This window comes from Pseudoduganella sp. GW821-FHT05F09 (assembly GCF_059419605.1).
On record NZ_JBWKSD010000002.1, the window covers coordinates 506,384 to 529,133 of the forward strand.

The window sequence follows — 22,750 nt, forward strand, 5'->3', positions numbered from 1 at the left end:
AAGAATACGGCGGCGCTATGGTGCGCCGCAAAATGAAAAAAGCCGCCGCCCCTTGCGGGTGCGGCGGCTTTCATTCCGGGCTCAGCGATTACGCTTCGCGGGAAGCCTTCTTACGCTCGTGCTCTTTCAGGAAGCGCTTGCGCAGACGGATCGATTTCGGGGTGATTTCCACCAGTTCGTCGTCGTCGATGAATTCAACGGCATATTCCAGCGACATCTGGATAGGCGGCACCAGGCGCACGGCTTCGTCGGTACCCGACGAACGCACGTTGGTCAGCTGCTTGCCCTTGATCGGGTTAACCACCAGATCGTTGTCGCGCGAGTGGATGCCGATGATCATGCCTTCGTACACTGGGTCGTTGTGGACCACGAACATGCGGCCGCGATCCTGCAGTTTCCAGATGGCGTAGGCAACGGCGGCGCCGTCGTCCTGCGAGATCAGCACGCCGTTGCGGCGGCCGCCCAGTTCGCCCTTGCTGTTGTCAACAGGAGCGTAGGCGTCGAACACGTGGCTCATCAGGCCGGTGCCGCGGGTCAGGGTCATGAATTCGCCCTGGAAGCCGATCAGGCCACGCGCAGGAATACGGTATTCCAGGCGCACACGGCCTTTGCCGTCGGATTCCATGTTCTGCAGGTCGCCACGGCGGCGGCCCAGTTCTTCCATCACGCCGCCCTGGTTGGCTTCTTCAACGTCAACCGACAGTTGTTCGAACGGCTCGTGGCGCACGCCATCCACCATCTTGAACACCACGCGTGGACGCGATACGGCCATCTCGAAGCCTTCGCGGCGCATGTTTTCGATCAGGATGGTCAGGTGCAGTTCGCCGCGGCCCGACACTTCGAAGGTGGTGTCGTCTTCGGTTGCTGCAACGCGCAGTGCAACGTTGGCTTTCAGTTCCTTGTCCAGACGGTCGCGCAGCTGGCGCGAGGTCACGAACTTGCCTTCGCGGCCAGCCAGCGGCGAGTTATTGACCATGAAGTTCATGGTCAGGGTCGGCTCGTCGACGGTCAGCATAGGCAGCGGATCAGGGGTGTCGGTTGCGCACAGGGTCGAACCGATGCCGATTTCGTCGATACCGTTGATCAGGCAGATGTCGCCGGCGACGGCTTCGTCAACCAGCACGCGCTCCAGGCCCTTGAAGTTCAGCACCTGGTTGATGCGGCCCTTGATCGGGGTGGCGCCTGGGCCATTGATGACCAGGACGTCCTGGCCGACCTTGACGGTGCCGCGGTTGACGCGGCCAATGCCGATCTTGCCCACGTAGGACGAGTAGTCCAGCGAGGTGATTTGCATCTGCAGCGGGCCTTCCGGATTGTCGTCGCGCACTGGCACGTGTTCCAGGATGGCGTCGAACAGCGGCTTCATGTCGCCCGAGCGCACGTCTTCGGTCAGGCCGGCGTAGCCGTTCAGGCCCGAAGCGTAAACGATAGGGAAGTCCAGCTGCTCATCGGTAGCGCCCAGCTTGTCGAACAGTTCGAAAGTCTGGTTGATCGCCCAGTCGGCGCGCGCGCCCGGACGGTCGACCTTGTTGACCACGACGATAGGCTTCAGGCCCAGGGCCAGTGCCTTGCGGGTCACGAAACGGGTCTGTGGCATTGGGCCTTCCTGGGCATCCACCAGCAGCAGAACCGAGTCCACCATCGACAGCACGCGTTCCACTTCGCCGCCGAAGTCGGCGTGGCCTGGGGTGTCGACGATGTTGATGTGGGTGCCTTCGTACTCAACCGCGCAGTTTTTCGACAGAATCGTGATGCCGCGCTCTTTTTCGAGGTCGTTCGAGTCCATCACGCGGGTGTCGACCGCTTGGTTTTCACGGAAGGTACCGGACTGCTTCAGCAGTTGGTCCACGAGGGTGGTTTTGCCGTGGTCAACGTGAGCGATGATGGCGATATTGCGAATTGCGCGTTTAGTAGTAGACATAGTCGTTGTATTTACAGAAAAACTGCGGAGTGAATGCGAATGCGATCACTGGAACCCACTATTATAGCATGTTGCAGCGCAAGACTAAGCTCAATTGTTGAAGCTGATCAGGCGCTCGGGAGCCAGGATGTCGAACTCGCCCAGCTGGGCGGTGCCGAGCAGCTTGTCGCCGTGGTAGACGCGCACGCGGCCGGGCACTTGCTCCAGCTTGGGTACGGCCACCGCCGGCTCTTTGCCCAGCGGCAGGCGCTGGCCGTTGAGGAAGCGCTTGGCCAGCTCGTCGGTCAGCAGCACCGGCGGGAAGGACGACAGCAGCGCGTCCACCGGCGCCAGCAGGGCCAAAGGCGCCGCATGGGCGGCCACCTCTTCCAGCGTGACGATGTGCTCCATGGTCAGCGCGCCGACCTGGATGCGGCGCAGCGCGTTCAGGTGCGCGCCGCAGCCCAGCGCCGCGCCGATGTCCTCGCCCAGCACGCGGATATACGTGCCCTTGCTGCACGTGACTTCCAGCTTCAGGAACGGCGCGTCGTAGCTGACGAATTCCAGCTTGTGGATGGTGACCGGGCGCGCTTCGCGCTCCAGCGTAATGCCGGCGCGCGCGTATTCGTACAGCGGCTTGCCGTCGCGCTTGAGCGCCGAGTACATCGGCGGCACCTGCTCGATGGGGCCGCGGAACTGCGCCAGCACGGCTTCGATCTGCTCGCGCGTGACGTTCACCTCGCGCGTTTCGATGATCTGGCCTTCGGTGTCGCCGGTGTCCGAGCGCTGGCCCAGGTGCACGGTGGTCAGGTAGGTCTTGTCGGCTTCCAGCAAGTCCTGCGAGAACTTGGTGGCTTCGCCGAAGCACAGCGGCAGCAGGCCGGTGGCGAACGGGTCCAGCGTGCCGGTGTGGCCCGCCTTCTTCGCGTTCAGCATGCGCTTGGTCTTGATCAGCGCGTCGTTGGAGGACAGGCCGACCGGCTTGTCCAGCAGCAGCACGCCATCGACGATGTCGCGCACGCGTTTTACTTTTTGCTGATTCATTCGGCTTGGTCTTCGCCTTCAGCCTTGGGGGCGGCGTCGCCCTCGTCGTCGAGCGAACGGGTCGAATTGGCCTGGTCGATCAGCGCCGACAGCTCCATGCCGCGCGAGGCCGACATGTCGTGGTGGAAATGCAGCGACGGCAGCGTGTGGATGTGCAGGCGCTTGCCCAGCATATTGCGCAGGTAGCCGGAGGCGGCGTTCAGGCCGGCCAGCGTGTTCTTCACGGTTTCCGGATCGTCCTTCAGCATGGTGAAGTAGATCTTGGCGTGCGCGTAGTCCGGCGTGAGCTGGACTTCGGACAGCGTAATCATGCCGACGCGCGGGTCTTTCAGCTCGTAGGCGATCAGCACCGACAGGTCCTTCTGGATCTGGTCGGCGACGCGCAAGCCGCGCGCGGGGATGGTTTTGCTATGTTTTGCCATGATGTGTTACCTAAAAAAAATTGGCGGGCCAATAAAACCGGGGACACGCCCCGGTTTCACTGACCCGCCAGTGCGCCGACCGCTATTACAGCGTACGGGCGATTTCCTGCACTTCGAACACTTCCAGGGTGTCGCCAACCTGGATTTCGTTGTAGTTCTTCAGCGACAAGCCGCATTCCAGACCGGCGCGCACTTCTTTCGCGTCGTCCTTGAAGCGCTTGAGGGAGTCGATCTCGCCGGTCCACAGCACGATGTTGTTGCGCAGCAGGCGGACGGACGAGGAACGCTTGACCACACCGTCGGTAACCAGGCAGCCCGCAATCGCGCCGACCTTGGAAACCAGGATGACCTGGCGTACTTCGACCTGGCCGGTGATCTGCTCGCGGCGCTCTGGCGCCAGCATGCCGGACAGTGCTGCTTTCACCTCTTCGATCGCGTCGTAGATGATGTTGTAGTAGCGGATGTCCACGCCGTTCGACTCGGCCAGCTTGCGCGCCTGTGCATCGGCACGGGCGTTGAAGCCGATGATGACCGCTTTCGAGGCCACCGCCAGGTTGACGTCCGATTCCGTGATGCCGCCCACCGCCGCGTGCACAACCTGAACGCGCACTTCGGAGGTCGACAGCTTCTGCAGCGAGGAAACCAGTGCTTCCTGCGAACCCTGCACGTCGGTCTTGACGATCAGCGGCAGGTTCTTCACTTCGCCTTCGGCCATCTGTTCGAACATGTTCTCCAGCTTGGCCGCTTGCTGCTTGGCCAGCTTCACGTCGCGGAACTTACCTTGACGGAACAGGCCGATCTCACGGGCTTTACGCTCGTCAGCCATGACCATGACTTCTTCACCGGCGGCCGGCACTTCGGTCAGGCCCTGGATTTCGACCGGGATCGAAGGACCGGCTTCCGACACGGCTTTGCCGTTCTCGTCCAGCATGGCGCGCACGCGGCCATACGAGGAACCCGCCAGCACGACGTCGCCGCGCTTCAGGGTGCCGGACTGCACCAGGATGGTGGCCACAGGGCCCTTGCCCTTGTCCAGGCGGGCTTCCACCACCAGGCCGCGCGCTGGCGCGTCGATCGGTGCTTTCAGTTCCAGCACTTCGGCTTGCAGCAGCACTTGCTCCAGCAGGTCGTCGATGCCCTGGCCGGTCTTGGCCGACACCGGCACGAACGGCGAATCGCCGCCGTATTCTTCCGGCACCACTTGTTCGGAGATCAGTTCCTGCGTCACGCGCTCCAGGTTGCCGCCCGGTTTGTCGATCTTGTTGATCGCCACCACCAGCGGTACGCCTGCAGCCTTTGCGTGGGCAATTGCTTCCTTCGTCTGCGGCATCACGCCGTCGTCCGCCGCCACCACCAGGATGACGATGTCGGTTGCCTTGGCGCCGCGGGCACGCATGGCCGTAAAGGCTTCGTGGCCCGGGGTATCCAGGAAGGTGATGGTGCCGCGCGGCGTGTCGACGTGGTAAGCGCCGATGTGCTGCGTAATGCCGCCAGCTTCGCCGGACGCCACTTTGGCGCGGCGGATGTAATCCAGCAGCGAGGTCTTGCCGTGGTCGACGTGACCCATGACGGTCACCACCGGAGCGCGCGAGGTGGACTCGAAGTGAGCGTGCTCACCCTGGTCCGCCAGCAGCGCTTCCGGATCGTCCTCGGCGGCAGGGTGGGCTTTGTGGCCCATCTCTTCCACCAGGATCATCGCGGTTTCCTGGTCCAGCACCTGGTTGATGGTGCACATCTGGCCCAGCTTCATCAGCTGTTTAATGACCTCGGACGCCTTGACGGACATCTTGTGCGCCAGTTCGGCCACGGTGATGGTTTCCGGCACGTGCACATCTTTGACGATGGCTTCGGTCGGAGCCTGGAAATTGGTCTCGCGGTCGTCCGCATGCGAACCGCCACGGCGGCCGCCACGGCCACCGCTGCGCCAGCCGTCGCGGCCGCCGGTCGAACCGGTGTTGCCGCCACGGCCTTTGCCCGCGCCGCCGCCAGGGGCGCCGCGTTTCTTGGCATCGTCCGACCAGGTCGACGACACATTGGCCGACTTGATGGATTTCTTGTCGCCGACGGCAGGCTTTTTATCGCCCGGCTTGTCGGTGGCTGGTTTCTTGTCGGCAGGCTTGTGCAGCGTGCCTTCGGCAGCCTTGGCCTTGACCGGCACCGGAGCCGGGGTAGGCTCGGGCGCTTTGATGGCGCGGCGCGGCGCGTTCATCATGGCTTTGATCTGCGCCACTTCGTCGGCCACGGCCTTGCGTGCGCGCTCGGTGGCGGCAGCGCGCTCGGCGGCTTCCTTGTTGGCCAGTTCGGCGGCTTTCTTCGCTTCTTCAGCGGCAGCGGCCTTCTTCGCTTCGGCGGCGGCATCGACCACCACCGGCGCGGCTGCAGCGGCTGGCTTGTCGGCGGCGGCCTTGGCGGCGGCGGCGGCTTTCTTGGCTTCCGCGTCGGCGGCTTTCTTCGCTTCGGCTTCGGCGGCAGCGGCGGCTTGCGCCTGGGCTTCCTTTTCCGATTCCAGCTTGGCCAGGCGTTCCTGCTTCTCGCGCAGTTCCGCTTCCTGGCGGGCGATCAGCTCGGCCTGCTTGCGGGCGTCTTCCTCGCGGCGCGCCACTTCGGCGGCGTCCACCACCGGCGCGGCCGGTGCGGCAGGCGCTACCGGCTCGTCGCGCTGGACGAAGGTGCGTACTTTCTTGACCGCGACCTGGATGGTGCGCGACTTGCCGGTGGCGTCAGCCTGCTTGATCTCGGTGGTTTCCTTGCGGGTCAGCGTGATCTTTTTCTTTTCGGTGTCCGCAGCTGCGCCGTGGGTGCGGCGCAGATGTTCCAGCAACTTATCCTTATCATCTTTCGACAATGGATCTGACGTCGAACTCTTTTCGACGCCAGCAGAACGCAGCTGCGTCAGCAGCAAATCTGCAGGCATCTTCAGTTCGGTGGCAAATTGGGCTACGTTGTTACTCGCCATTCAGTCCTCTTTTCTATGTGTCGCGGAGATGATAAAGATACTCAAATTATGCCTTTGCGGATTCGGCCGCCGACCAGGCTTTGGCTTGCAGGGCCTTGGCGCGGTCGTCGTACTTCGAGTCAACCAACTTCATCTCATCGTCGGTCACATCTTCAAATTCACTTGCAATCAGTGCACGGGCACGGTCGGCGGACAGGGCCAGAATGGCGCCAAATTCGTCGTAAGCCAGTGCGGCAAAAGCTTCTACGGTCTTGATACCAGCCAGACCCAGCTTGCCGGCGGTGATACGGTCCATGCCTTCCAGACCGACCAATGCCTCGTCCATGCCTTCCAGACCTTCTTCCGAGGCGATCGCCTCGGTCACCAGCGCATCGCGTGCGCGGGTCCGCAATTCATTGACGGTATCTTCGTCAAACGCGTCGATTTCCAGCATTTCGGAGATCGGCACGTAAGCAATTTCTTCCAGGCTGGCAAAGCCCTCTTCCACCAGGATGTCGGCCACTTCCTGGTCGACGTCCAGTTTTTCCATGAACAGCGCGCGGATCGCGGCGGTTTCCTGGGCTGCCTTGTCGGCCGATTCCTCGGCCGTCATGATGTTGATCTTCCAGCCGGTCAGATCGGCGGCCAGGCGCACGTTCTGGCCCGAGCGGCCGATGGCGATGGCCAGGTTTTCTTCGTCGACCACGACGTCCATGGCGTGCTTCTCTTCATCGACCATGATGGACGACACATTGGCCGGGGCCAGCGCGCCGATCACGAACTGGGCCGGATCTTCCGACCACAGCACGATGTCCACGCGCTCGCCGCCCAGCTCGCCGGTCACGGCCTGCACGCGCGAACCGCGCATGCCGACGCAGGTACCGATAGGGTCGATGCGCTTGTCGGCCGTGTAGACGGCGATCTTGGCGCGCACGCCGGCGTCGCGGGCTGCGGATTTAATTTCCAGCATGCCTTGTTCGATTTCCGGCACTTCCAGTTCGAACAGCTTCATGATGAAGTCCGGCGCGGTGCGCGACAGGATCACCTGCGGGCCGCGCATGTTGCGGTCCACGCGCAGGATGAAGGCACGCACGCGGTCGCCGATACGCAGATTTTCCTTAGGGATCATCTGGTCGCGCGGCAGGCGCGCTTCGATCTTGCCGGACTCGACGATTGCATCGCCGCGTTCCATGCGCTTGATGGTGCCGGTCACGAGCGAGTCGCCGCGTTCCAGGAAGTCGGCCAGGATCTGTTCGCGCTCGGCATCGCGCACGCGCTGCAGGACCACCTGTTTGGTGTCCTGGGCGAAACGGCGGCCAAATTCCACGGATTCGATCGGTTCTTCGATGTGGTCGTCCACTTCGATGTCGGCGATTTGTTCTTTTGCTTCAAACAGCAGCACTTCCTGGTCAGGCAGCTGCAGGCCCGCTTCGTCGGGCACCACGTGCCAGCGGCGGAAGGATTCGAACTCGCCCGAATCGCGGTCGATCGAAACGCGGATGTCGACCTCGCCTTCGTAGCGCTTCTTCGTGGCTTGCGCCAGCGCAAATTCCAGCGCGCCAAAGACTACGTCCTTGTCGACGTTCTTTTCGCGCGCCAGCGCGTCCACCAATAACAAAACTTCGCGACTCATGCTTTGCGTCCCTTAAAATCCACCTGCGGCACCAAGCGTGCCTTATCCATATCGGCGAGCGTAAACTCCAACAGCGCCGGACCATCTTTACCTTCAAATTCCAATGCCAGCTGATCGCCCTGCGGCTCCTGCAGCACGCCCTCGAAGGACTTGCGGTTGGAGGTGCCCGGCATGGCGACTTTCAGCTTGACGATGGCTTCGCAACCAGCGAAGCGGGTGAAATCTTCCAGTTTGCGCAGCGGCCTGTCCAGGCCGGGCGAGGAGATTTCCAGCCGCTCGTAGTTGACGTTTTCGACCGTCAGCACATGGCTCAGCTGATGGCTGACCGTGGCGCAGTCCTCAACCGTGATCGGGCCTTTTTCGGCCGCATCCGCCGCGCTGAAATCGATATAGACGCGCAGCAGTCCGCGCTCGGCCCGTTCGACATCAACCAGCTCATAGCCCAGACCGGCGACGGTCTTTTCAATTAATTCCGGCAGTTGCAAAAAATTTCTCCGCTAAAAACGGTTCACCAAAAAAAAAATGGGCAATTGCCCATCTTCTTGTACTACCCAGCCAGATGAAAGCACTCTCGGCGTTAAAACCAGCGAATCACTTTTCCTAGGCTGGTCATTATAACCGCCAATTGACTTCGCTGCAATGCCACATACCACAGTGGGCACGCAAACAACAATCAAAACTGGTGAAAAACCCGGCCGGCAAGGCCGGGTTGTCGTACATCAGCCCTTGCGGCGGCGCGGCATGCCGTGGTCGGACGCGCCGCCACGCGGCTGCTGGTTGCCGCGGCGCGGGCCGCCGGCGTTACCGAAGCCGAACGTGGTTTGCAGCGGGTCCGGCTGGCGCGGGCCTTTCGGCGCCTTGCCTGCGCCACCGGCGCCGGCAGCGCCCTGGCCACGGCCGAGACCGCCCTGCCCGCCAGCGCCGCCCGGACGGCCGGAGCCGCCGGGACGGCCCGAACCGCCACCCGGACGGCCGTAGCCGCCACCCTGGCCGCCGCCCTGGCCTGCACCGAAGTAGGCGCCCTGGCCACGGCCCTGGCCGCGCGGTGCTTGCGGGAATGGGTCGGCGTTTTTATTGCTCACGTCCATGCGGTTGCCGTTCGGCTCGCCGTCATCGTGCTCGTCGCGGTCGCGGCGCGGTTTCTGGCTGCCGCGCTGGCCGCCCTGGCCTTGGCCTTGGGCCTGGCCACGGCCGCCTTGCGGACCACGGTTCTGCGGGCCAGCCTCGGCGCGCTTGTGGCCGCCCTGGGCGCCTTGCTCGCCGGGCTGCTTTTTCTCCACGCCATACGCGGCCATCAGGTCGCGCACGGTGTTTTCTTCCATTTCGTCCCAGCGGCCGCGTTTCAGGTCGCTAGGCAAGGTCATGGCGCCGTAGCGGGTACGGATCAGGCGCGACACGGTCAGGCCGATGGCCTCGAACATGCGGCGCACCTCGCGGTTGCGGCCTTCGCTGATGACCACGCGGTACCAGCGGTTGATGCCTTCGCCGCCGCCGTCCACGATCTTGGAGAAGTTGGCCAGGCCGTCTTCCAGCTCCACGCCGGCCAGCAGCTTCTGGCGCATGCCTTCCTCCAGCGTGCCCAGCGTGCGCACCGCGTATTCACGGTCGATGTTGTAGCGCGGGTGCATCAGGCGGTTAGCCAGATCGCCGGAGGTGGTGAACAGCAGCAGGCCTTCGGTGTTAAAGTCCAGGCGGCCGATGGCCAGCCATTTGCCGGCCTTCATGGTCGGCAGGCGGTCGAACACCGATGGACGGCCGTCCGGATCGTCGTGCGACACGATTTCGCCGGCAGGCTTGTGGTACACCAGCACGCGCGGGGGCTTCTTGCTGACCTTGCGATGGATCAGCTTGCCGTTGATGCGCACGGCGTCGGTCGGCAGGATGCGCTGGCCAATGTGGGCAGGCTCGCCGTTCACCGACACGCGGCCGGCAACGATCAGGTCTTCCATGTCGCGGCGCGAACCCAGGCCGGCTTCGGCCAATACCTTGTGCAGCTTGGGCGCGTCGTCTTCGGCGGTCAGGTCGCGGCGCACGGCCTTGGCCGGCTGGCGGCCCTTGCCCGATTCTTCGCTGTCGAAGGCGTCGGAGGTGGCGTAGGCGAATGCGGCGTCCGCATCGCTCAGCTTGCCGCCTGCGTGGCTGCCCTGGCCCTGGGCGCCCGGACGCGGCTTGCCCTTCTTCTTGTTCTTGTTGCGGCCTTCGTTGCGCGGACCGCGCTCATGGCGCGGACCGGCCGGGGCTGCGCCCTCGCCTTCGGCGCCAGCGGCTGCGGCCGGCGCGCCTTCCGCGCCCTCGGCCGCCGGAGCGGCAACAGGCGCCGGACGGGTGAGTTCGCGCACGGCGCGCAGTTCACGCATCTGGCGCGGGCCGCGCGGGCGGCGTTCGGATTTGTCTTGCTTGTCGCCTTGGGCGGCGTCTGCGGCTGGCGCATCGCCTGCTTCGGCGGCGGGAGCGGCTGCATCGGCCTTCGGCTTTTTGGCGCGCGGCGCCTTGGCCGGCGCGCTGTCGGCGGCGGATTCGCCGGCGGCAGGGGCAGCAGCAGGGGCGGCGTCGGCAGCCTGGGCCGACTTGGCGCGCGGCTTCTTCACAGGCGCGGCGGCAGCGTCGCCGGCAGGTGCGGCATCGGCGGCAGCGGGGGCGGCATCGGCCTTGGTCTTGCGCTTAGGCTTGGGCGCTTCGCCTGCGGCCAGGGCGCTCGGCGCATGCGCCTCGCCGTTGTCGGCTTCAATCTGCGCCTTGGTACGGCGCTTCGGCTTGGCAGCCAGGTCGGCGGCGGGTGCGCCGGCAGTCTCTTGGGTATCAGTGTTATTCATTGTTCATTTCTTGGTTGTGCTCAGCGTCAACCGTCGTTTCTGGCGCAAGGGCGTGAGCCGGTGCCTCATTGATGGGCGACGCGGCGTGTTGCGCCGCTTTGTCAAAGTTCTCCTGCAGGGCTGCTTCCAGCGCTTCCATGTCGGGCGCGCCACCTCGCATATCGCTGATTTGCTGCAACGGTGGCAGCTGGGACAGCGAACTGAGTCCCAAATCATCCAAAAAGTGCTTGGTGGTGCCCAGCAGGGCGGGCCGTCCCAGCACGTCGCGGTAGCCGAGCACGTCCACCCAGCCACGGTCTTCCAGCATCTTGATCGTCTGCGAATTCACGGCCACGCCGCGAATCTCCTCGATGTCGCCGCGCGTCACCGGCTGGCGGTAGGCGATGATGGCCAGTGTTTCCAGCGTTGCGCGCGAGTATTTCTGCGGCTTTTCCGGGCTTAGCCGGTCCAGGTACAGCTTCATTTCCGGCCGGCTCTGGAAACGCCAGCCGCTGGCCAGGTTCACCACCTCGACGCCGCGGCCGTCCCAGTCCAGCTTTAGTTCTTCCAGTATTTCCTTGATCGTATCGGCGCCCAGGCCCTCGTTGCGCGGCCTGCCCTGCTCATCGAGCTCCACAAACAGCTTCTTGAGGCTGTGCATGGACAAAGGCTCATGCGCGCATAGCAAAGCGGTTTCGAGGACTCTTTTCGCCTCAACTGTATTCATAGCTATCTTGTGTTTGCAATAAATGCAAGATGTGCCCGGGCCTTTGCGCGCTGGGCAGGGGCAGTACCGATGGGGATGGAGGTGTCAGGTCCAACTGCGGCAATTGTACCTGATAAAACTACGAAAGGGATAAATTGTCCAGACAGCCGTAACAAGAATTACGCGGAAGCAAGTCGATCGCTCAAGATTGCAGAAACGCCAACAAAAGCCGGGTATTCAGCGGTGATGACGAAAGTCGGGATACGGCCCAGGTACTGCGCGAAGCGGCCTTTCTGCTCGTAGCGGGCGCGGAAGCCGGAACGGTCGAAGCGCGCGCCCAGGCGCGGCACAATGCCGCCGCCTATATAGATGCCGCCCTGCGCGCCCAGCGTCACGCCCAGGTTGCCGGCCACCGTGCCCAGCATGCAGCAGAAGGTTTCCACCACTTCGTCGCACAACGCGCTTTCGCCACCCAGGGCGCGGCGCACGATTTCCGGCACGGCGATGTCCTCCCGCGCCACGCCGCGATGGGCGCACAGCGCGCGGTAGATCAGCTCGATGCCCACGCCGGACATGAAGCGCTCGGCCGACACGTGCTCGAATTCCGTCCATGCGTATTGCAGGATGGCGACCTCGGTCTGGTTCGCGGGCGAGAAGCTCACATGGCCGCCTTCGCTCAGCAGCGCGGTCCAGCCGCCGTCCTTGCCGGCGCATTTGCTCGGTATCAAGCCGGAAACGCCCAGGCCGGTGCCCGCGCCGATCAGGCCCAGCGGCGCGCCGGCTTGCGCCGTGCCGCCGCCCACCTGGCGCTTTTGTTCGTCCGACAGGAAAGGCAGCGAGCTGGCCAGGGCCGTGAAGTCGTTCACCACCACCAGTACTTCGAAGCCGCACGCGGCGCGCAGCGCCGCGATGGAGAACTCCCAGTGGTGGTTGGTCATGCGCACAAAGTCGCCCGTCACCGGATTGGCGATGGCGATGGCGCCGTGCACGATGCCCGCCCCTGCAACCGCCTTCACGCCGGGCAGCGCCAGGTAGGCGCGCAGCGCGTCCGCCAGCGAGGGATAGTCCGCGCAGGCCAGCACATTGATCTGCTCGATGCTGCCGGGCGCCACTTCCAGCGCAAAGCGCGCATTGGTGCCGCCAACGTCCGCCAGCAAACGCGGGCCGCCTGGGAAGCCGGAATTTTGAGGGGAGGCAGGTTGGGCAGTCATGGTGGCAATAAGAATCGTTGAGGCCTTAGCTTAATGGAAATCCCGCCGCAGGCGCAAGCATTCTTTGTAGTTTTAGTACATTCTCAAATTCAATGAGGTAAAAAACTGACGTCCTGCCATATTTTCAACGTAGTATGACTACCCCGCAAAAGCAAAAAACCCCGGCCGCAGCCGGGGTTTTCGATGGGCGGCGGGCGCGCCGGCCTAGCCGTGGGAGGCGGTCACCGCCGTCCCCTCCCCCTCTTCGTCGCGTGGACGGCGCAGCTCGTGGGCGAACGCCGAGTTCCAGGCGTCCAGGCCGCCGTGCAGCGGCCGCGCATAGCTGTAGCCGCGCGCATGCATCAGCTTGGCCATATGGGCGGCCGTCACGTCGTTGGGGCAGCTGCAATACACAATGATGTGGCGGTCTTTCGGCAGCGCCGCGATAACGGCCAGCGGATCGCCGTTGGCCAGCAGCGCGCCCGGCACGGCCGGCTCCAGCATCTGCGCCGTTACGCTGCGCGCGTCCACCATGACGGGCGCGTGACCGTCCACCAGCAGCTGGCGCAACTCGTCCACGGTGATGCGCTCCATCTGCACGGCCTGCTGGAAGCGCTTGCGCTCGATATATTTGTACAGGATGAACAGCACCAGCAGCACGCCCAGCACGCTCAGCGCGGTGCCGCCCATGGTGGACAGGATGTCCAGCACGTCGTCTATGCTCTGGTGGAAATAGGCGCCGATGGCAATGCCGGTGCCGGACCAGATCAGCCCGCCCGGCACGCTGAAGCCGAGGAAACGCGGATACGAGGTGCCCATGGCGCCCGACATAGGCGGCGCAATGGTGTTAAAACCGGGAATGAATTTGGCCACCAGCAGCGACTTCGGCCCCCAGCGGCGGAAATTGTCCTCGGTCTGGCTGACGCAGTAGTCCGGCGACAGCGAGATGCGGCACAGCAGCTTCAAAATGCGCTTGCCATAGCGGCGCCCGGCGCGGAACCAGAAGAAGTCGCTCACCGAGCAGGCCAGCAAGGCGGCCGCCAGCACACTGCCCCAATGCAGTTCGCCGTTGGCGGCGAGCGCGCCCGCCACGATCAGCAGCGGGAAAGCAGGTATGGGCAGGCCCATCTGTTCGATAAGGACCACCGCGAACACGATGAAGACACCGTATTCCTGCAGCAATGAGAGTAAGTTGGCCATGGTGACGCTATCTTATCCGAATTAGCCGAAATCGTGACGCGGTATCGCGCCAAGCAGCGCTTTGGTATAGGGATGGCGCGGATTACGGTACAGCTCGTCCGAATCGGCCAGCTCCACCACCTCGCCCTGGTTCATCACCATCACCTGGTCCGAAATGTATTTCACCACCGACAAGTCGTGCGAAATGAAGATGTAGGACAGGCCGAACTCGTCCTGCAAATCCTGCAGCAGATTGAGCACCTGCGCCTGCACCGACACGTCCAGCGCCGAGACCGACTCGTCGCAGACCAGGATTTCCGGCTTCATGGTCAGGCAGCGCGCGATGGCGATGCGCTGCCGCTGGCCGCCGGAAAATTCGTGCGGATAGCGATGGAAGGCAAGTGCGGGCAATCCCACTTTTTCCAAGAGCTGGTACGCGTTTTCCACACGCTCGCGCTCGTTGGCGCCGATCTGGTGCAGCCGCATGGGCTCCAGCAGGATCTGGCCCACGGTGAAGCGCGGGTTCAGAGAGGCGTAGGGATTCTGGAAAATAATCTGGATGCGGCGCTTGTAGGCCATGTACTCGCGGGCCGGCATCGAGATCAGGTCCTTGCCCTCGAACATGGCGGTGCCGCCGGTGGCCTGGTGCAGGCGCAGCAGGGTCAGGCCGACCGTGGTCTTGCCGGAGCCGGATTCGCCCACCACGCCCAGGGTCTTGCCGCGCGCCAGCTTGAACGACACGTCCTTGACCGCCTTGAACTCGCGCTTGCCGAACAGGCCCTCGCGCAGGAAGAAGCTCTTGCTGAGCTTGTCCACCACCAGCACGTGCTCGTCGTCCGGCGCGGTGCCGCGCGCGCGCTGGCGCAGTTCGATGCCGGCGCCGGCCTTGCCCTCGATATAGTCGTTGATGACGGGCAAGCGCCACGGGCGCGCGTCCAGCGACGGGCGGCAGTGCAGCAGCGCGCGCGTGTAGCTGTCCTGCGGGTCGCCGAAGATCTGGCGCGTGGGGCCGGTTTCGCGCACCTCGCCATGGCGCATGACGATCACATGGTCGGCGATTTCGCCCACTAGGCCCAGGTCGTGCGTAATGAACAGCACCGACATCTGGCGCTTCTTCTGCAGGCTGGCGATCAGCTCCATGATCTGCTTCTGGATGGTGACGTCCAGCGCCGTAGTGGGCTCGTCGGCGATCAGCAGCTGCGGCTCGCAGGCGATCGCCATGGCGATCATCACGCGCTGCTGCTGGCCGCCGGACATCTGGCTCGGGTAGGCGTCGATCTTGCGCGCCGGGTCGGGAATGCCGACCTCGTCGAGCAGCGCCAGCGTGCGCGTCCGCGCCTCCTTCTTGCTCATGCCCATGTGCTGGCGCAGCACTTCGCCGATCTGGTAGCCCACCGTGAACACCGGGTTCAGCGAGGACATGGGCTCTTGGAAGATCATGGAGATGTCCTTGCCGCACATGCGGCGCCGCTCGGCGGTGCTCAGCCGCAGCACATCCCGGCCCTGGAACAGGATGCTGCTGGCCGGGTCGATGAGGGTGGTGTCGGCCGGCAGCAGGCCCATCACCGCCAGCGAACTGACCGATTTGCCGCTGCCCGATTCGCCCACCAGCGCCACCGTGCTGTTGCGCGGCACGGCGAAGCTGATGCCTTTCACGGCCTCGAAGGTGTTTTTCTTGTCGATGCGGAAGCGCACGCGCAGGTCGCGCACTTCGAGCAGATTGGCCTTGGGGTCGAGACTGTCCATTTACTTCACTTTCGGGTCGAGGGCGTCGCGCAGCGCGTCGGTGAACAGGGAGAAGGCGGTGACCAGCAGCGCCATCGCGGTGGCGGCCGCCGTCAGCTGCCACCATTTGCCGAGGATGAGTTCGTTCTGCGCCTCGTTCAGCATGGAGCCCCAGCTGACCACGCCCACCGGCACGCCGAAGCCGAGGAAGCTGAGGATGACTTCGGCCTTGATGAAGCCCACCACCAGGATGGACATCTGCACCAGCGCCACGTGGCTCACATTGGGGAAGATGTGGGAGAACATCTTGCGCCAGCTGGAGGCGCCGATGGCGTCGGCCGCCATCACGTACTCGCGCGCCTTGTGCTTGATGTATTCGGCGCGGATCAAGCGGTAGGGGCCGGTCCAGCCGGTCAGGCCGAGGATGAGGACGATGGTCATCACGCCCTTCTGCTGCAGCACGGCGGCCACCGTCAATATCATCAGGATGGACGGAATGGAGGTGAAGATGCTGTAGAACCAGTTGAAGAAGTCGTCCACCAGGCCGCCGTAGAAGCCGGACACGGCGCCGAACAAGGTGCCCAGGCCGACCGCCACCAGGGCCGCCACCAGGCCGACCACGATGGAGGTTTCCGCGCCTTTGATGGTTTTCTTGATGACGTCGTGGCCCCATTTGTCGCCGCCGAACGGCAGGCTGGGGAGGCGCTCGGCGGCCGGGCCGGCGGCGCCGGGAAGCTGGGCGCGCAGGGCTTTCAGGTCGTCGGCCAGGGGGTCGGCGACGCCGTGCATGTCGACTTCGGGGGCGGGGGCGCCTTGCAGGGCCTGCAGGTCTTCGGCGAGGGGGTCGAATTCGTTGGCCGGCGGCGGAGCCTGGCGGGTTACGCCCGGGGGGCTAACCCGCCCTACCCGCCCGGCATCTGACGGACCGGCAACAAAGCTGGGCGGGGCGTAGTTGATGCCGACTTCTTCTTCCCAGTCAGAGACGATCAGGCCGCTGGCCGACAGCACCAGCAGCAGCATGAAGGCGCCGACGATGGCCAGGGCCGCCATGGCCACGCGGTCGGCGCGCAAACGGCGCCAGGCGAGCGCCCACAATCCGGGCGCGGCGTGTGTGTTGTGCATCTGTACTTCCTTATTTCAACTGTACGCGGGGGTCGACCGCCTGGTACAGCAGGTCGGTGAGCAGGTTGAACACCATGGTGGCGATGGCCACGTACACGGTGATGGCTTTGATCACGGGAAAATCGCTGCGCTCCACCGCCAGGATCACTTCGCGCCCGATGCCGGGGATGCCGAAGAAGCGCTCCAGCAGGAAGGCGCCGATCAGCAGCGCCGGCAGGTTGGCCATGACGTGCGTGATGATGGGGATGGCGGCGTTGCGCAGCACGTGCACCCACATCACGCGCGCCTCCCCCAGGCCCTTGGCGCGCGCGGTGCGCACATAGTCCTGGTTGGCTTCGTCCAACACAAAGCTGCGGTACAGCCGCAAGGTGGGCGCGATCGAGACCGCCAGGCCGATCAGGATGGGCAAGGTGGAATAGCGCAGCAGGTTGTCCCAGAAATTCTCGCCCCAGCCCTGCACCGGGAACAGGCCCATCTGGTAGGCGAAGCCGTACTGGAACACGATGATGTAGACCAGGATGGAAATCGACATGCCCACGGTGCAGGCGATCATCACGGCGCGGTCCAGCACGGAGCCGCGCACGAAGGCGACGATCAGCGCCAGCGCGATGCCGATCAGCGTTTCCAGCAGGGTGAGCGGCACCAGCACCGTCAGCGACGGCCCCAGGCGCGTGGTGATGATGTTGGACACGGACTCGCCCGTGGCCCAGCTCTGGCCGAAGTCGAAGGTGGCGATCTGTTTCAGGAAGATGCCGAGCTGGACGTAGTACGGCTGGTCCACGCCCAGCTGGCGCCGGATGTTGGCGATGCTTTCGGCATTGGACATCTTGCCCGCCAGGATATAGGCCGGATCGCCGCCCACCCAGTTGAACAGCACGAACACCAGCAGCACCACGCCCAGCATGGTCGGCAGCATCTGCCACAGGCGGCGCAGAATATAGGCAAGCATCACTTCCTCTCAATATCGATATACGCCCATTCCTGGTGCAGGATGGGATGTTTCTTATAGCCCAGCACGCTGCGCTGGGCCAGCATATTACGGTAGCGCGCGTAGCCCATCATGGCGCCGCCGGTCGCTTCCAGGCGGCGCGCCATCTTGTGGTACAGCGCGTCGCGCCCGGCGCCGGCCGGCAGCCGCTTGCTGGCGGCGTACCAGGCGTCGTACTGCGCGTCCTGGTAGCAGCCGTTGTTGTTCTGGCCGATGTTGGGGCCGTAGAACAGCTGCATGAAATTATCGCCGTCCGGGTAGTCGGCTATCCACTGGTAATTGCGGGTCTGCAGCTTGCACAGCACTTCGGCCTTCAGGATGTCGGTGAAGATCATGCGCTCGTTCTCCATGCGGATGCCGAGCGCATTGTAGGTCTTGCGCCAGACCTCCGCCTGCAGCACGCCGTTGGCCTCGTTGCGCGAGGTGTAGCGCACCGTCAGCGGCTTGCCGTCCGGCAGGGTGCGCCAGCCGTCCGCGCCCTTCTTGTAGCCGTAGCGGTCCAGCAGCTTGTTGGCCAGCGCCGGATCATACTGCAGCAGGCTGCGGTATGCCGGGTCGTGGCCCACCACGCCAGGCGGCACCGGGTATTGCAGGCGCTCGGCCTGGCCGTTCCACACCAGGCGGATTTCCTCGTCCACGTTGTGCGCCATGGCGATGGCGCGCCGCAGCGCCACTTTTTCCTTGCCGAAGCCGCCCAGCACCGGGTCGCGCATATTCCAGTAGTAATAGGTGATTTCGGGGTCGATCAGGCGCGACAGCTGCACGCCACGTTGCGCCAGCTCCGGTTTGAGCACGCCGCCGTCCAGCGCCTTGGGCGCCAGCGGGCCGTCCAGCCAGAACAGGTCCGCGCCGCCGCTCTGGAAGGACAGCCAGCGCGACTGGTCCTCCAGCAGCACGCTGATCTCGATGCGGCCTATCTGCGGAATCTTCTTGCCGCGCATCTGGCGCGCAATGCGCTGGTCGTCCGGGTCGCTGCCAGGCTCGAAATTCCAGGTTTCCGGCGGGCGCAGGGTGTTCTCCTCCAGCACGATGCGGCTGCCGCGCACCCACTGGCCCAGCTTGTAGTAGCCGGTGCCGACCGGGTTGGACGCCACCTCGCCCTTGCTGTCGCCGTAGGCCTGCACCACTTCGCGCGCCAGCGCCGCCGTCGGTTCGTAGGCCAGTATCATGCCCAGGTTGAAATCGGTATGGGTCAGGCGGATGCGCAGGGTGTAAGGGTCGAGCAGCTCCAGGCCCGCCACCGGCTTGTCGTAGTCGAACACGCCGCTGGCCTTGGCCTCCTGCGCCAGCGCATCCAGGCCGGCGATCTTGCCTTCCAACATCCAGCTGTGCGGCGAGGCCAGCCTGGGGTCGAACAGGCGCTTCCATGAATAGACGTAGTCCGCCATGGTCAGTTCGCGCTGACGGCCCTTGAAGGCCGGGTCCGGCGTGAACAGCAGGCCGCGCTTGAGCCGTATCGTGTACGTCATGCCGTCGGCCGACACTTCCGGCAGCGCGGCGGCCGCAGCGGGCGCCAGCTTGACCGGGCGGGCCAGGTAGTCGTAGGTGAACAGCGTGTCGAAGATGGCCTGGGTGATGTGGCCGGTGTACAGGTCGCGCCCCACGGCGGGGTCGAAACTGGTTTCCGCAGCCGGCAGGATGTAGCGCAGCACTTTCACCGGTTCGGCCGATGCGGCTGCTGCCGAGCTGAGCACCAGGCTCAACAGCAAAGCGGCCCGCCGGCGATGGACTGGTTTCATGCAGGTATACCCCAAGGTTATAGGAGCACCCGCTCCCCCACCATCATCCTTACCCCAGAAAACCGCGCAAGAAAAAAATATGCTGCAACGCAATATCTAATGCGCAAAAATTTCCAATTTTTATAGCTGAATGCAACGCAACATAGCCGTATTAACACTGCCGCAGACTGTTGTTTTTACGCACGCAAAAATGCGCTTTTCATTGACAATTCCCGGTAGCCGGTGCTCTGATGCGAACCCTCTCCGAAAACAATATGTGATTTTTGGAGAGAATTGTTGGTGTGCAACTAATTCATCTAGCGAGCTGAGCCGCATTCGGGGTCTGACCCCGAATGCGGCTCAGCTTGGCTACGCCTTGGATGCCGCTATACGATACTTTTCTTGGGAGTTGTTTGTAATGATGATGGAAACGGTTTTATCCCGCTCGGTGCGCCTGATCTTCTCGGGCAGCGTAGTGGCGGCGGGCCTGATGGCCCAACAGGCTTATGCACAAGACGCTAACGTCCAGCGCGTGGAAATCACGGGCTCGAGCATCAAACGCGCGACCGCGGAAACCGCGTCGCCTATCCAGGTCCTGACCAGCGACGACATGATGAAGTCGGGCAAGGCCACCGTGGCCGAGTACCTGCAGACCCTGTCGGCCGACGGCGCCGGCTCCCTGCCTACCGGCTTCGGTTCCGGCTTCGCCGCTGGCGCTACCGGCATCTCCCTGCGCGGCCTGGGCGCGACCTCCACCCTGGTACTGCTGAACGGCCGCCGCATGGCGCCTTTCGCGCGTGCCGACGACGGCCAAAAGAGCTTCACCGACCTGTCCACCATCCCGATGCAGATCGTTGAGCGCATCGAAGTGCTGAAGGACGGCGCTTCCTCGCTGTACGGCGCCGACGCGATCGCCGGCGTGGTCAACATCATCCTGAAGAAGGACTTCGAAGGCCTGCAGATCAAGGGCGACACCGGCGCTTCGCGCTACTCGGACGCCAAGCAGAACAAGATCTCCGTCACCGCCGGCAAGGGCAACCTGGACGACGACAAGTACAACATCGTCTTCAACGCCGAATACAGCAAGACCGACGGCCTGCAGGCTTCCGACCGCGGCAGCCGCGCCTGGATCGGCCACGGCGACATCCGCCCTTGGGGCTATGGCGTGGGCACCCAGTACGCTGGCGGCTACATCACCAACGGCGCTTCCTCGCCGTCGCCTACCGGCGCCCTGCTGAACCCGAAGACCGGCCAGTACGTCTCGCTGCCGGGCTGCGACCAGTTCTCCAACGTCACCCCGCAAGACCCGAACGGCGGCTGCCTGTGGCACCAGGACAAGTTCCGCTCGATGAATCCAGAGATCGAATCGATCAATCTGTACTCGCGCGGCACCTTCCAGATCAACGCCGACCACCAGGCCTTCTTTGAAGCCGGCTACTCGGAGCGCGACACTGCCTTCACCCTGACCCCGCCGTCGACCTCGTCGACCGTGGTGTTCCCGGGCCAGAACGGCGGCGCCAACCAGCTGATCAACTACGGCAACACCATCCTGATGGCTGCCAACCACCCGCAGAACCCGTACGGCGTGCCGGTGCGCGTGCGCTACTCGGCCTTCGACGTGGGCGCCAGCACCCGCAAGAACACCAACGAGTTCACCCGCTTCGTGGCCGGCCTGAAAGGCACCGTCAAGGGCTGGGACTATGAAACCGGCTTCACCTTCTCGCAGTCCAAGCTGAACCTGGACTGGAGCAATATGCTCAATATGAAGGCGCTGCAGTCCGCCCTGGGCGACCCGAGCTCCAAGCTGTTCCCGTACTACATCGGCGCGCAGGCGAACAAGAACCCGGCCTCGCTGTACGCGGCCCTGGTGACCAACGCCACCTCCGATTCCAGCACCAAGCTGGTGATCGCCGACTTCAAGGCGAGCCGCGAACTGTGGGCACTGCCAGGCGGCAAGATGGGTCTGGCCATCGGCGGCGAACACCGCCGCGAAACGCTGAACAACCCATCGCTGTCCGGCACCTCGGACGGCACCATCAACTCCAGCTACACCGCTGCGTTCGGCAAGAACAATGTGTCGGCCGTGTACGCCGAGGTGCTGGCGCCGGTGCTGAAGACCGTGGAACTGACCGCTGCCCTGCGTTACGACCACTACGACCAGTTCAATTCGACCACCCCGAAACTGGGCGCGAAATGGACCCCGGCCAAGAACTTCGCAGTCCGCGGCACTTACACCGAAGGCTTCCGCGCACCTAGCGCGGCCGAGTCCAACGTGCTGAGCCAGGCAGTCGGCAGCGCCCCAGTGCGCGATCCTATCCGTTGCCCGGGCGGCACTCCTGCGGCCGGCGCCAGCGCGACCGACTGCTCGATCACCGTCAGCTCGATCAAGGTCGGCAACGCCAACCTGCAGCCTGAAGAATCCAAGGGCTACACCCTGGGTATGGTGTGGGATGCGTTCGAAGGCAACAGCATTGCCGTGGACGCGTTCAAGATCAAGCGCAGCAACGAGATCAACCCGGTCTCCTACGCTGAAGCAGCGCAGTCGCCAACCGCCGTGCGCAACGACAACAACCTGAAGAACGCCGCCGGCCAGGTGATCCCGAACACCGGCACCCTGCTGGTGGTATCGGGCGCCTACCGCAACTCGAGCTACACCGAAGTGACCGGTGTGGATCTGGACGTGAAACAGCGCCTGCGCCTGGGTGCCTGGGGCAAAGCCGTCATCGGCCTGAACCTGACCCACATCTCGTCCTGGCTGCGCGCCGAGTCCGACACCGTGCAGTACCAGTTCGCTGGCACCCACGGCAACTGCGACACCTCGAACTGCGCCGGCACGCCGAAGAACAAGGCCACCCTGTCCGCTTCGTGGGACATCGGCGCCTGGAACTTCGCGTCCAACGTGAACTACCGCGACAGCATGAAGAACATCAAGTTTGAAGGCGACGTGTGCGCTTCCAAGTTTGCCGACGGCACCGTGGCCCCTAACGGCTGCAAACTGGCGTCCTTCACCACCATGGACCTGTCGACCCGCTGGAACTTCAGCAAGAACCTGCAGCTGACCGCATCGGTAGCCAACGTGTTCGACAAGATCGCACCGCTGGACCCGCTGACCTACGGCGGCATGAGCTTCAACCCGATGGACGCTTCCGGCGCCATCGGCCGCTACTTCAAAGTCGGCGCGAGCTACAGCTTCAAATAATTCATCATTTGACGGTTTAGCCTGAAAAGGGCGGTGAGCGATCACCGCCCTTTTTGCATTCAAGTGTGGCCAAAAACTAACGCAATACCACGCAAGCGTTAAACACGGCGCAGTCCGGCGCAACAAAGCCGCTACATCAAGTTACATGCCGTAGTCCGAATTTAGTGGATGTTAGGTCCTGCGGCGGCATTTTTTCC

The 22,750-nt window shown here is 63.9% G+C and carries 15 protein-coding genes; 1 reads left to right on the plus strand and 14 read right to left on the minus strand.

Annotation, left to right across the window (positions count from 1 at the left end):
- Positions 1-88: 88 nt before the first annotated feature.
- The 14 genes from typA to AC07S4_RS07680 form a co-directional block, all read right to left on the minus strand.
- Complete coding sequence (gene typA, locus AC07S4_RS07615) at positions 89-1,921, minus strand: translational GTPase TypA (protein WP_494986066.1); 1,833 nt, start codon at positions 1,919-1,921, stop codon at positions 89-91.
- Between the two features lie 90 nt (positions 1,922-2,011).
- Positions 2,012-2,944 (minus strand): tRNA pseudouridine(55) synthase TruB, encoded by a 933-nt coding sequence (truB, locus tag AC07S4_RS07620; RefSeq protein WP_494986067.1) that lies wholly within the window; start codon positions 2,942-2,944, stop codon positions 2,012-2,014.
- Entirely contained in the window at positions 2,941-3,366 is a 426-nt protein-coding gene (gene rbfA, locus AC07S4_RS07625; RefSeq protein ID WP_161073284.1) for a 30S ribosome-binding factor RbfA, read from the minus strand. The genes truB and rbfA overlap by 4 nt, the downstream gene beginning before the upstream one ends.
- Positions 3,367-3,451: 85 nt before the next feature.
- A complete protein-coding gene (gene infB, locus AC07S4_RS07630; protein ID WP_494986068.1) occupies positions 3,452-6,322 on the minus strand; it encodes a translation initiation factor IF-2 in 2,871 nt (956 codons plus the stop codon).
- A 46-nt stretch (positions 6,323-6,368) separates the two neighbouring features.
- Positions 6,369-7,934, minus strand: a complete 1,566-nt coding sequence (gene nusA / locus AC07S4_RS07635) for a transcription termination factor NusA (RefSeq protein ID WP_161073286.1) — start codon at positions 7,932-7,934, stop codon at positions 6,369-6,371.
- Positions 7,931-8,419, minus strand: coding sequence for a ribosome maturation factor RimP (gene rimP / locus AC07S4_RS07640; protein ID WP_056399542.1), 489 nt, complete (start codon positions 8,417-8,419; stop codon positions 7,931-7,933). The genes nusA and rimP overlap by 4 nt, the downstream gene beginning before the upstream one ends.
- A 234-nt stretch (positions 8,420-8,653) precedes the next feature.
- On the minus strand, positions 8,654-10,747 hold the full coding sequence (locus tag AC07S4_RS07645; RefSeq protein WP_494986069.1) for a pseudouridine synthase: 2,094 nt from the start codon (positions 10,745-10,747) through the stop codon (positions 8,654-8,656).
- Positions 10,740-11,453, minus strand: coding sequence for an SMC-Scp complex subunit ScpB (scpB, locus tag AC07S4_RS07650; protein WP_494986070.1), 714 nt, complete (start codon positions 11,451-11,453; stop codon positions 10,740-10,742). Before scpB ends, AC07S4_RS07645 begins: the two co-directional genes overlap by 8 nt.
- A 158-nt stretch (positions 11,454-11,611) precedes the next feature.
- Entirely contained in the window at positions 11,612-12,643 is a 1,032-nt protein-coding gene (locus AC07S4_RS07655) for a glucokinase (protein WP_494986071.1), read from the minus strand.
- 204 nt (positions 12,644-12,847) lie between these two features.
- Positions 12,848-13,822 carry a VTT domain-containing protein gene (locus AC07S4_RS07660; protein WP_494986072.1) on the minus strand — a complete coding sequence of 325 codons (975 nt, stop codon included), beginning with the start codon at positions 13,820-13,822 and terminating at the stop codon, positions 12,848-12,850.
- A gap of 21 nt (positions 13,823-13,843) precedes the next feature.
- Positions 13,844-15,547 (minus strand): ABC transporter ATP-binding protein, encoded by a 1,704-nt coding sequence (locus AC07S4_RS07665; RefSeq protein ID WP_494986073.1) that lies wholly within the window; start codon positions 15,545-15,547, stop codon positions 13,844-13,846.
- Positions 15,548-16,648, minus strand: a complete 1,101-nt coding sequence (locus AC07S4_RS07670) for an ABC transporter permease (protein WP_494986074.1) — start codon at positions 16,646-16,648, stop codon at positions 15,548-15,550.
- Between the two features lie 10 nt (positions 16,649-16,658).
- Positions 16,659-17,597 (minus strand): ABC transporter permease, encoded by a 939-nt coding sequence (locus AC07S4_RS07675; RefSeq protein ID WP_494986075.1) that lies wholly within the window; start codon positions 17,595-17,597, stop codon positions 16,659-16,661.
- Complete coding sequence (locus tag AC07S4_RS07680) at positions 17,597-19,375, minus strand: ABC transporter substrate-binding protein (protein ID WP_494986076.1); 1,779 nt, start codon at positions 19,373-19,375, stop codon at positions 17,597-17,599. Before AC07S4_RS07680 ends, AC07S4_RS07675 begins: the two co-directional genes overlap by 1 nt.
- Before the next feature lie 397 nt (positions 19,376-19,772).
- Between AC07S4_RS07680 and AC07S4_RS07685 the strand changes: the two genes are divergently transcribed.
- A complete protein-coding gene (locus AC07S4_RS07685; RefSeq protein WP_494986077.1) occupies positions 19,773-22,553 on the plus strand; it encodes a TonB-dependent receptor in 2,781 nt (926 codons plus the stop codon).
- Positions 22,554-22,750: the final 197 nt, after the last annotated feature.

Excerpts from the sequence above, each read along its gene's own strand:
- typA (WP_494986066.1), bottom strand. The coding sequence starts at position 1,921 with ATGTCTACTACTAAACGCGCAATTCGCAATATCGCCATCATCGCTCAC.
- truB (WP_494986067.1), bottom strand. The coding sequence starts at position 2,944 with ATGAATCAGCAAAAAGTAAAACGCGTGCGCGACATCGTCGATGGCGTG.
- rbfA (WP_161073284.1), bottom strand. The coding sequence starts at position 3,366 with ATGGCAAAACATAGCAAAACCATCCCCGCGCGCGGCTTGCGCGTCGCC.
- infB (WP_494986068.1), bottom strand. The coding sequence starts at position 6,322 with ATGGCGAGTAACAACGTAGCCCAATTTGCCACCGAACTGAAGATGCCT.
- nusA (WP_161073286.1), bottom strand. The coding sequence starts at position 7,934 with ATGAGTCGCGAAGTTTTGTTATTGGTGGACGCGCTGGCGCGCGAAAAG.
- AC07S4_RS07645 (WP_494986069.1), bottom strand. The coding sequence starts at position 10,747 with ATGAATAACACTGATACCCAAGAGACTGCCGGCGCACCCGCCGCCGAC.
- scpB (WP_494986070.1), bottom strand. The coding sequence starts at position 11,453 with ATGAATACAGTTGAGGCGAAAAGAGTCCTCGAAACCGCTTTGCTATGC.
- AC07S4_RS07655 (WP_494986071.1), bottom strand. The coding sequence starts at position 12,643 with ATGACTGCCCAACCTGCCTCCCCTCAAAATTCCGGCTTCCCAGGCGGC.
- AC07S4_RS07660 (WP_494986072.1), bottom strand. The coding sequence starts at position 13,822 with ATGGCCAACTTACTCTCATTGCTGCAGGAATACGGTGTCTTCATCGTG.
- AC07S4_RS07665 (WP_494986073.1), bottom strand. The coding sequence starts at position 15,547 with ATGGACAGTCTCGACCCCAAGGCCAATCTGCTCGAAGTGCGCGACCTG.
- AC07S4_RS07670 (WP_494986074.1), bottom strand. The coding sequence starts at position 16,648 with ATGCACAACACACACGCCGCGCCCGGATTGTGGGCGCTCGCCTGGCGC.
- AC07S4_RS07675 (WP_494986075.1), bottom strand. The coding sequence starts at position 17,597 with ATGCTTGCCTATATTCTGCGCCGCCTGTGGCAGATGCTGCCGACCATG.
- AC07S4_RS07680 (WP_494986076.1), bottom strand. The coding sequence starts at position 19,375 with ATGAAACCAGTCCATCGCCGGCGGGCCGCTTTGCTGTTGAGCCTGGTG.
- AC07S4_RS07685 (WP_494986077.1), top strand. The coding sequence starts at position 19,773 with ATGATGATGGAAACGGTTTTATCCCGCTCGGTGCGCCTGATCTTCTCG.